At 65.8% G+C, this 412-nt stretch carries 1 pseudogene; it reads right to left on the bottom strand.

Going from position 1 to position 412, the window contains the following annotated elements:
- Nucleotides 1–198: pseudogene (locus E2C06_RS37035) on the bottom strand (phosphoglucosamine mutase); the annotation flags it as partial.
- Between the last annotated feature and the right edge of the window lie 214 nt (nt 199–412).

The raw sequence follows: 412 nt of genomic DNA, 5'->3' as shown, positions 1-412 counted from the left end.
GGTCAGCGCCGGCTCCAGCATGTAGCCCGAGATGCGGGTGTCCTTGCCGATGACGACGCGGTGGCGATGGGTGCCGCGGTTGAAGAAGCGCCCGGCCGCCTGGCCGAGGCGAAGCGCGGTCGCGGCATCCATGGGCGCCTTGTTGGCGGTGCCACGGATGCCATCGGTGCCGAAGAGGCGACGTGAAAGTGTAATCATGTCAGGACCAATGCGCGCAGGAGTGGCTACGTGCAATATTGAAACGAGAGGCCGTAGTCTTCACACTGTTGCTCGATCGAGCGGCGCGCTGGCGCTAATGCGGAAGACTCTTGTCGGGATCCGGGGTGGTGGGGCCCATCACACGGCCAGAGCGGCGACGAGGGCGCTGAGGAGGGCTTTGCCGCGGCGCCGAGCGTTGTGCACGAACTCGAAG

Origin of the sequence: Dankookia rubra, from assembly GCF_004355005.1 — a bacterium.
Lineage (GTDB): Bacteria > Pseudomonadota > Alphaproteobacteria > Acetobacterales > Acetobacteraceae > Paracraurococcus > Paracraurococcus ruber_A.
Note: the sequence above shows the minus strand (reverse complement) of the source record. Positions and strands in the feature narration are given on the sequence as shown.